This is a genomic window from Neisseria sp. HMSC31F04 (assembly GCF_001807735.1).
Lineage (GTDB): Bacteria > Pseudomonadota > Gammaproteobacteria > Burkholderiales > Neisseriaceae > Neisseria > Neisseria elongata.
On sequence record NZ_KV790806.1, the window covers coordinates 68621 to 77968 of the forward strand.

Consider the following 9348-nt stretch of genomic DNA (forward strand, 5'->3'; position numbering starts at 1 on the left):
GCATATCTTCCGCTTACAGTAAGAGGCCGTCTGAAAATGTTTTTCAGACGGCCTTTCCTTTTAAAACCGATACTTCAAGCTCAACAGCCATTCGTTTTGGCGGTAGCGGTAATACACCGCGTTGCTGCGCGCGATTGTGCGGCGGAAGCGCAGTTCGGGGTATACGCCTTTGATATTCCATTGCGGAAAACCCGCCGCAGCCATCATGATGTATTGCTTGTCGCGCCGCCGCCTGTTGTCGCTGACGAAACTTGCCGCGTCATACAGGCTGCGGCGGTAGAGCAGGATGGCGTTTAAATAAGTACCGCCCGGAAACAGCCTATACGTGCCCAGCCGCGCCGTATATTCTTTGCTGGAAGAGGATTTTTCGGGATAGGCTTTGCGGGCGGCATCGAAGTTGGCAAGCAGGCCGCTTTTCGGCGTGATGGAAAATTCCGCCCCCGCGCCCAGTTCGTATTGCTTGAAATCGGCAAAATAAGTTTTGCTTTGTCCGCCGTATCCGGTTTTTTTCGCTCCGGCACGGGCATTGATACGCCAGCGCGGGGAGAGTGCGCGCGACCAGTCGGCATCCGCGCCCCATGCGCGGTAGTGGGTGTGGCGGTTGCGGAAGTCGTATTCGAAATAGGGCAGCAGGGAAAAGGAGGAGCGTGCGTCGGCATAGGCGTATCCCGCGTACAGCGAACCGTTGTGATAGCCGTAATCCGGCATGGCCGCCGAATCTTTGTCTTTTTCCGTGTAGCGGTTGCCATACAGCACACCGCGCACCTGTAGGCCGTGATGCCCTTTGAGCGGGACGGTTTTTTCGGCGGTCGCGCTATAGGATGAGAAGGTCGAATCCGTTGGCGCGGGCAGGGTGCGTTCCATCAGGCACATGCCCGCGATTTCCCACACGCATTGGTTGATGCCGTTGCCTTGGTTTACATTGCTGTTGTAGCCGTAGCCGAGGCTGATTTGGCCGTGCCAGCGGCGGCGTTTGCCCAGTTCGGACAGGTAGTTTTCCACGATGGGGCGGGTTTCTGCGGGAATATCCGTTTTCAGAACTTTCCCAAAGGCGGCGGCGGACTCTTTGTTTTGGTTGTCTTCGGCATAAAACCGCCCCGCTTCGAGCAGCAGGCGGGGGTTGTCGGGTTCGGCTTCCAAGGCCGTCTGAAAACTGTTCCCCGCCGCGCGGAAATCCCCTTCGTCCCGTTTTTGCAGCGCATCGGCCAAATGAATCAGCGCGGGCTTGTGCCGGGGCAGTTTGGCGTAGCGGGCGGCGAACTGCCGCACCTTGTGCCACTGCCGCGCATTGAGGGCGTGGTAAATCGCGCTTTCCAGTTCTTCCGCCGTGTCGCCGACTTGGTAGACTGCACCGTCTATCATGATGTAGCCGTCGTTTTCCTCTACTTCCCCGCGTGCCTGTTCCGTGTCCAGCCAACCGCTTTCGCGGTATTGCTGCGTTTGGCGGTTGCCCTCGTCCAGCAGGCGGCGGCGTTCGTCGGCGGCATCGTCGGACGGGGCGGCAAGGCAGACCGTACAGAGTGGCAGGAAAAGCAGGCAGAGGCGGGGGGTCATGTGATGGGGTCCTTTGGGCAGGGAGACCGTCTGAAAGAAGTCGGATTCGATAAAACCAAAGCGGGATGCAGACTACGGTCAAGCTGCATCCCGTTGTATTCTCAACAATTTGGGCTTATTGTTTGCGGCCGCCGAAGGCTACATCTTTATCGACACCCGCGCGATCCACGATACCGGCCAAGGCTTCCGCACCATTGCCGTAGAAGCGGCCGGTGATTTTATCTGCGGCATATCTTCCGTTATTAAACGTGCCATCGCTCTGGATCTTGGTATCGGCGAAATTCACGCTGTCGCCGGGGCGGGAGATGCTGCCGGACAGTTCGTTTTTACCTGCTCCATAGTTGGCGGTGAGCACGCCGGTGTAGAAGTCGTTGCGGCCGGGGGTGTGCTGGTTCACGCCCAATACGTTGTAGCGGGCATTAACCAATCTCGGCATGTTTTGAGTGGGGTTTTCGCCCACATACCAAACGGTGCGCTGGCTGCTGCCCATGTTCAAATCGGTGCTGTTGTCGGGCGCGGTGCCGTTTTTGCGCGGCGCCCATTCGCCGAAGAACACATTGCCTTCGCGCGGCATACCCGGCACTTTGGCAATCACCAGGCCGCCGAATTTGGGGATTTTGGCGGCAATGCCGGAGCTGCTCAGCTCGGCCATCTGGCGCACGCTGTACACTTCGGTGTTGTTGTGGCGTTTTTCATACCATACCTGGCCGAGCGGCTCGCGGACAAACAGCGACAGCGGCAGGAATACGTCGGCAGCGCGCAGGTGCTGCGGATTCCGCGTGCCGTCGGCATTGCCGTACCAGTTGTTGTGGCCGTTGATCGGGGTGCCGCCGAATTTGCGGTTGATTTTGGTTACCGGGCCGTTTTCCAAATTAACGTAGAACGAGAAAGCATTGCCGTCGTTGCTGAGGCTCAAGCCGGGATCGCCGCTGCCGAACGGCATTATATCCGATTCCCCGTCCCTCACGTGCGCCTGGTTGGACGAGCCGCCCGCAATACCGGCGGAGGCAATGCCGAAGGAAGCCAAAAGAACGGTGGCGAGCATGGTTTTGCATAATTTCATGGTTATTTCCTCTCTTTAAAAGTTGAATTACGGCTGGGGATGGCGGGAACAGCCGGAATCCGGCTGCCGCCGAACAGCTCCGATATTTCCGAAGCCGGGCGTATTGTAATACTGGCATAAGGGAAATATCAAGAACAATTCGCAATATCAAAATAACTATATTATATATTTAAATCATTGATAAATATTTTAAAACTTAGCCTTGATGCCGAGGGTTACGGTGCGGCCTGGTCCGGGGGTGGGCACGTTGCTCATCGGGTCGAGATAGTAGCGGTTGGTGAGGTTGCCCACGGAGAATTTAACGTCGAAATTGCGGTTTACCGCATAGTTGCCGTAGGCATCAATAATCAGCGACGGCCGCCAGTGGTAGCGTGCGCCGCTGCTTTGCACCACGAGTGAGAGCCCTTTGCGTATCAGTTCGTTGTATTGGCGGTTGTCGAGCCGGCTGTGGTAGATGCCGCGCAGGCCGAGCTCCAGCCGTTCGCCCAACAGGCGGGTGCCGAGGTCGAAATTGAGCGAATATTTGGGCTGAAACGCCTGAAAGCCGCGCGTGGAACCGTAACCGCCCTCGATGCAGCCGGGCAGCCCCATGTTGCCGAAGGGGTCGAAATCGACTGTGGTGTCGCGGTCGCAGATTTCCTGCTTGAGACGGTAGGAGCCGCCGAGAGAGGCAAAAACGGAGCCGGCGTCGAAACGGGTTTGCAGCTCGAGCCCGGCGGTGTTTTTGCGGTCGTATTGGGTGATGCGGAAGTAGTCGGTGGTTTCGATCAGGTTTTTGATGCTGTTGCGGTAGTAGGTGAGGCGGATATTGCCGGTGCGCAGTTTGCTCCAATAGGGGGAGAAATCGAAGCTGTAGCCGACTTCGAAGCTGCGGCTTTTTTCCGGCCTCAGCTCGAAGCGCGGGGCGGTGGGGGTGGAGATGTGGTTGATGTCGCTATAAATGGAGCCGACTTCGTAGATGCTGGGGAAGCGGGTGGCCTGGGCATAGCGGGCGAACAGGCGCTGGTTGTCGGTCAGGTCGTAGCTGACGGCGATAGTGGGCGCCCAGGCATGAGCCTTGATGGTTTCGGGCTGCGCCCAGCGCTGCTCTTCGGTGTAGTTCCGCCGGATTTTCCCCGGCTCCGGCCCGCCGATGTCCTCCGGGTGTTTATCCGAAGCCAAATCGGTAATGCGCGTGCCCCTCTCGGGGGTGCAGCCCCGATGCAGGTTGGTGCACGGGCCTAGCCCAAAGGTATTGCCTATTTTAAACAGATAGCGGTTGAAGCGGCCGTGCCGCCCCTGCGGGTCCTGCACCTGTTCGGAAAAATCGATTTTGCCGTAGGCGGCGTCGAAGGCGCGGCTGTCGAGCTTGCCGTTGCGGAATGGGACAAAAACCGGCACCACCCGGTATAGGACGGCGTTGATGCCGTAGTACCCCACATTCCCCTGCTCATCCGCATACTCTGCAACATTTGTGCGGCGGTAAGGAGTCCCGCTGTAAAACGGATAATCGAAACGCTCCAAATGTGCATTTTCCAAATCATAGTAAATCCGACGTTTATCGTCTTCATCCGGATCGCCGGCCAAAGCCGCAGCCGAATATGCCTGCCGCGCCGCTTGCACCCTGTCCCAGCTGGCGGCTTCTTCTTCGCCCGCCAACTGCCAATAGGGAGCGTAGAGGCCGTCGTAATAGCTGTTGGTGCCTTCCCCGCCGGCCTGATAGAGCGGGTCGCGGCGGGCGCGGCCTGCGGCCAGCGCGGTATCCCGCGCGCTGAAATTGTGGTAGCGGATGCCGGCGGAAATTTTCAGGCGGTCGGTGGCCTGCCAGTCGAACACCAGGTTGGTGCCCCATTCGCGCCGTTTGCCGCCGCGCGGGCCGGCCAGGTAGGTCATGCCGGTGAGCAGGCCGCGCAGGTTGAGCAGGTCTTCGGAATTGGTGATCCTGCTCTCTTCGCTCAGCCGTTCGCGCTGGTAGTCGGCGGAAAGGGTCATGTTCAGGCGCGGGTGCAGGCGGAAGCGGTTGCTGAGGTCGAAGCCGGTGCGGGTGATGCGGGTTTTCTGCTCGGCATTGCTCAACACGGCGAATTTGCGGCCGTCGTTGGGGTTGATGGCGAGGATTTCTTCGCGGGTTTTGGAAAGGAAGCCGGGAAGCGTGCCGAAGAAGGGGGCGGCAGGGCCGTTCAGATCGTCGCAGCTTAAGCCGGATGCGGCATCCAGCCGGTCCGGGCGGCCGCGGTGGGTGCACCAATACCATTTGTCGAATAGCTGGTCGCGGTTGGCGGCTACCAGGGCGGCGCCGCCGCTCTGGTAGCGGGTGGTGTCGGTTTTAATCTGCCAGAAGCTGCTTTCCAAATCGAGCCAGCGGCTGCCTTCCGGCTTCCAGCTCCAGCCGAGTTTGTAGGTGTCGGTGCGGACTTTGGAGTCGATGTTTTGGTTTTGGCGCATCAGCTGGCTGTAGCTGGGGTTGTTCTCGACAAACGTCATTTCGTAGGCGGTTTGGAAGGGGTTGATTTCGCCGAAACGGATGTCGCTGCGCATATATTGCCAGCCGAGCTTGTGGCTGCCGGGCAAGTGCCAGTTGTTTTTCAGCAGCAGGGTTTTGGTTTCGGTGTTGGTGTTGTAGACCTCGCGCCCTTCGGGGAACATTTTGGCCATGTTGGGCACCAGCGTGGCGGTGCTCAGGCATTCTTCATCGGTACCGCCGGTTTCGTAGCAGCGGCTGTAGGCGTAAATCGGGTTGTTGCGATAGCCGCCGGCACCGGCCTTGCCGGCATAATAGTTGCCTTTGCTGCGGTAGCTGTAGGCGGCCAAGCCGTCGGCAATATCGGTTTTGAAGGCGGCTGCACCCTGCCAATAGCGGTCGCCGCCGAAACGGTTGTTTTTGCGGCGCGGGTCTTCAAAGCTGCCTTGGTCGAATATCAGGGTTTGCGGGGTGTTGGTGCCTACGCCGCCAAGTACATTGTCGCCGTCGGCGGTGGCGCCGATGGGCAGGGTGCGGTAGTCGTCCCAGCCGAGCCAGCGGGTAAAGTCGTATTGGGGCTTGACGGCGTTGTTGGATTGCTCGGTGGCTACCTGAAAGCCCCATTTGCGCCCTTCGGGCACGATGTCGGCGGCTTCGATGGTGCGGATGATGACCGCGCCGCCCACGCCGGATTTCACGCCGCGTGTGAGGGCGGGGCTTTTCTCCACCGCGATGCTGCGGAACAGGGCGGGGTCTAGATAATTGCGGTCTACCACGCCGTAGTTGTTCATCCACACGTCGATGGTTTGCTCCGTGCCGTCCACGGTAACCGGGATGCGGCCCTTGCCCGCGATGCCGCGGATATTGGGCGTAATCGCGCCGCCGGCGGTGCGGGTGTTCATGTTGTACACGCCGTTTAAGCCTTTGAGCACGTCGCCGGCGGCGTTAATCCGGTAGCGTTCGAGGTATTCCTTGCCGACATAGGCGTTGGAGACGTTTTTGTAATACACGTCGTCCGCGCCTTTTTGGTCGGCACTGCGTTTGCCGGTAACGGTGAGTGCTTCGATGTTGCTGCTTTCGGTTACTTCGGCGGGCGGGTTGTCGGCGGCATAGGCGGGCAGGGCAATGAGGATGCCTGCGAGGCTGACGGCGAGGATTTTCGGCCGTGAGGGGAATTTGGATTTGTTTTCGGACATTTCTGCAACCTTTCTGTAATCCTTCGTAATAGGATGTGAAGGTTGCGATGTTAATACAAATGATAGCGCGCATCAATCATTAAAATAATGATGGAAAAAGGTGCCGAAAACTAAAAATATTGCGAAATTTTATTTTGTTTCAGATGTATCTTTGTTATTTTATATTTTGCTTAATGTTCAAACGGCATATAACCTAAGCACGATTGTTTCAAAAGATGTATCAATGGCGGAGCGCGGCCAACAACAGCTTAACCCAAACCGCGGTTTACGTTACAATACACGCCGATTTCCCCTTCTCATTTACTCAGGAATAACGAAGCATGACAAAAGAAACCGCCTTGGGTGCGGCACTGAAAACCGCAGTGCAAACCATGAGCAAAAAGAAGCAAACCGATATGATTGCCGACTATATCTACGGCAAATTTGATGTTTTCAAACGCTTTAAGCCTTTGGCATTGGGCATCGACCAGGATTTAATCGCGGCCATGCCGCAATACGATTCCGCCCTGATTATGCGCGTGCTGGCCAATCACTGCCGCCGTCCGCGCTATTTGAAGGCACTGGCCCGCGGTGGCAAACGTTTTGATTTGAACAACCGCTTTAAAGGCGAAGTAACGCCGGAAGAGCAGGCTGTTGCCGCGCAAAATCCGATGGTGAAAGAAATGTTGGAAAAACAGGCGGCACGCCGTGCCGAAGCGGAAGCGGCAAAGGAAGAGGGCGGTGAAACGCAGTCTGCCGAAGCCGTTGGGGCCGCCGTGCAGGAAGCGGCTCCCGAAACTTCAGCCGAATAAACGGCAGGCCGTCTGAAAGTCAAACCGGGTTTTCAGACGGCCTTTTTCTTATGTGAAACCTTGGAGTGCATTATGAACGATTTCGAACGGATTTACCGCGATTGGCACGAATACGCAAAAAACCGCGATACCGAAGCGTTAATCGGGCTGTATGCGGACGATGCCGTGCTGGAAAGCCCGCTTGTCCCTGTTATCTTAAATATTGAGAGCGGGATTCTGAATGGGAAAGCCGAAATCCTGCGTTTTTTGCAGGAAGGCACGCGGCGGCGGCCGAATGAATTGGTACGCTGGTATCGCGACGGCAGCCGTTTTATTTCAGGGGATACACTGATTTGGGAATATCCGCGCCAAACGCCCGACGGCAATCAGGTCGATATTCTCGAAGTGATGCGGATCGGGCAGGGAAAAATCCGGCATCATCGGATTTATTGGGGCTGGTTCGGAACGCAAATGCTGATACGTTCGGCATCCGGCAAAGCATAAGCAATAAATCGGCCGTCCGTAAAGGCCGTCTGAAACGCCCGTTTCGGGCAAATCGGGTATAATCACCCCGTTCTCCAACAACCGACGGCTTTTCATTATGGCTACAGAACCATCCCGCAGCGGCATGGAAATCCGCCGCAGCCTGCGGCAGAACAGCATCTATGTGCTGCCCAATTCCTTTACCATCGCCGCCCTGTTTTCCGCCTTTTACGCCATCACCCAGGCCATGCACGGTTACTACGAAACCGCCGCCATCGCCGTTTTCATTTCGATGCTGCTTGACGGCATGGACGGCCGTGTTGCACGCTGGACGAACAGCCAAAGCGCGTTCGGCGAACAGCTCGACAGTTTGGCGGACATGGTCAGCTTCGGCGTCGCCCCCGCACTGATTGCCTACAAATGGCAGCTTTTCCACTTCGGCAAAATCGGCTATACCGTCGCCTTTATCTATTGCGCCTGCGCCGCCCTGCGCCTGGCCCTGTTCAATACTTTGATCGGAACCGGCAAAGCTGACAAACGTTGGTTTGTCGGCGTACCCAGCCCGACGGCGGCCGCCTTGATTGTCGGCTTGATTTGGGTAAACCACAGCGTGGAAAATTTTGCCGGTGAGAAATGGTGGGCATTGTTCATCACCCTGTTTGCCGGGCTTTCCATGGTGGTTCAGATTCCGTTTTGGAGCTTCAAGGAAATCAACGTCCATCGGAAAGTGCCGTTTTTCGTGATGATTTTAGTCATGCTCGGCCTGTTGATATTGGCCTTGAAACCCGCGCTTATCCTGTTCTTATTCTTCCTCGGCTACAGCCTGTCCGGCTATGTGATGTACGGCTGGCGGTTTTGGAAAAAACGGCAGCGCAAACAGGCTGCACCTCCTACCGCATCCCGATAAACCGTTTCGGCCGTCTTTTCAGACGGCCTCCCTTCATCCGATTACAACTTACAACGAAAAACGATAATTTGACATGAACACATCCGACACCCCCATCGTTACCGACATCGACCGTCCCGTCCTCGTCCCACCCGGCGGCCATAAAAAAGTCCTGCTGCATTCCTGCTGCGCCCCGTGCAGCGGAGAAGTGATGGAAGCCATGCTCGCCAGCGGCATCGACTACACTATCTACTTCTACAATCCTAACATCCACCCGCTCAAAGAATACATGTTGCGCAAAGAAGAAAACATGCGCTTTGCCGACAAATTCGGCATCCCCTTCATCGACAAAGACGACGACTACGAAAACGACCGCAAAGAATGGTTCGCCAAAGCCAAAGGCATGGAATTCGAACCCGAACGCGGCATCCGCTGCACCATGTGTTTCGACATGCGTTTCGAAAAAGCCGCCCAATACGCCCACGAAAACGGCTTCCCCGTCTTCACCAGCTCTCTGGGCATTTCCCGCTGGAAAGACATGAAGCAAATCAACGGCTGCGGCCACCGCGCCGCCGAGCCTTATGACGATTTGGTTTACTGGGATTTCAACTGGCGCAAAGGCGGCGGCAGCGCGCGCATGATTGAAATCAGCAAACGCGAACACTTCTACCAACAAGAATACTGCGGCTGCGCCTACTCCCTGCGCGACTCCAACGCCCACCGCAAATCGCAAGGCCGCATCCCCATCAAACTCGGCGTGCTGTATTACGGCGACGAATCGACGCAATACGAAAACGGACAACCCGCAAAAATCAAAACGGACGAATAAGCCGGATAAATAAAAGGCCGTCTGAAAGCGCACACAGCGTTTAGCGTTTTCAGGCGGCCTTTTATTTGCGCCTGTATCTGCCCCGATGACGGCACAGGTATAGTGGATTAAATTTAAATCAGGACAA

General features: G+C 56.7%; 7 protein-coding genes. 4 read left to right on the forward strand and 3 right to left on the reverse strand.

Translation table 11 applies throughout. The features are described from left to right. Positions 1-60: 60 nt before the first annotated feature. The 3 genes from HMPREF3107_RS06665 to HMPREF3107_RS06675 all read right to left on the reverse strand — a co-directional run bounded on the left by HMPREF3107_RS06665 (position 61) and on the right by HMPREF3107_RS06675 (position 6253). Positions 61-1554: a surface lipoprotein assembly modifier gene (locus tag HMPREF3107_RS06665; RefSeq protein ID WP_070454439.1), complete on the reverse strand. Its 1494-nt coding sequence runs from the start codon at positions 1552-1554 to the stop codon at positions 61-63. A 115-nt stretch (positions 1555-1669) separates the two neighbouring features. Then, the gene (locus HMPREF3107_RS06670; RefSeq protein ID WP_070454441.1) at positions 1670-2617 is read right to left on the reverse strand and encodes a Slam-dependent surface lipoprotein; all 948 of its coding nucleotides are present in this window, start codon (positions 2615-2617) and stop codon (positions 1670-1672) included. Between the two features lie 189 nt (positions 2618-2806). Further along, the gene (locus HMPREF3107_RS06675) at positions 2807-6253 is read right to left on the reverse strand and encodes a TonB-dependent receptor domain-containing protein (RefSeq protein ID WP_070454443.1); all 3447 of its coding nucleotides are present in this window, start codon (positions 6251-6253) and stop codon (positions 2807-2809) included. Positions 6254-6573: 320 nt separating this feature from the next. Between HMPREF3107_RS06675 and HMPREF3107_RS06680 the strand changes: the two genes are divergently transcribed. The 4 genes from HMPREF3107_RS06680 to HMPREF3107_RS06695 all read left to right on the forward strand — a co-directional run bounded on the left by HMPREF3107_RS06680 (position 6574) and on the right by HMPREF3107_RS06695 (position 9221). Beyond that, positions 6574-7044, forward strand: a complete 471-nt coding sequence (locus HMPREF3107_RS06680; protein WP_070454445.1) for a ProQ/FINO family protein — start codon at positions 6574-6576, stop codon at positions 7042-7044. Between the two features lie 72 nt (positions 7045-7116). Beyond that, positions 7117-7527 (forward strand): nuclear transport factor 2 family protein, encoded by a 411-nt coding sequence (locus HMPREF3107_RS06685; protein WP_003771504.1) that lies wholly within the window; start codon positions 7117-7119, stop codon positions 7525-7527. A gap of 124 nt (positions 7528-7651) precedes the next feature. Continuing rightward, positions 7652-8413: a CDP-diacylglycerol--serine O-phosphatidyltransferase gene (gene pssA, locus HMPREF3107_RS06690; RefSeq protein ID WP_070454516.1), complete on the forward strand. Its 762-nt coding sequence runs from the start codon at positions 7652-7654 to the stop codon at positions 8411-8413. Positions 8414-8486: 73 nt separating this feature from the next. Beyond that, on the forward strand, positions 8487-9221 hold the full coding sequence (locus tag HMPREF3107_RS06695) for an epoxyqueuosine reductase QueH (RefSeq protein WP_070454447.1): 735 nt from the start codon (positions 8487-8489) through the stop codon (positions 9219-9221). The last annotated feature ends 127 nt before the right edge of the window (positions 9222-9348 follow it).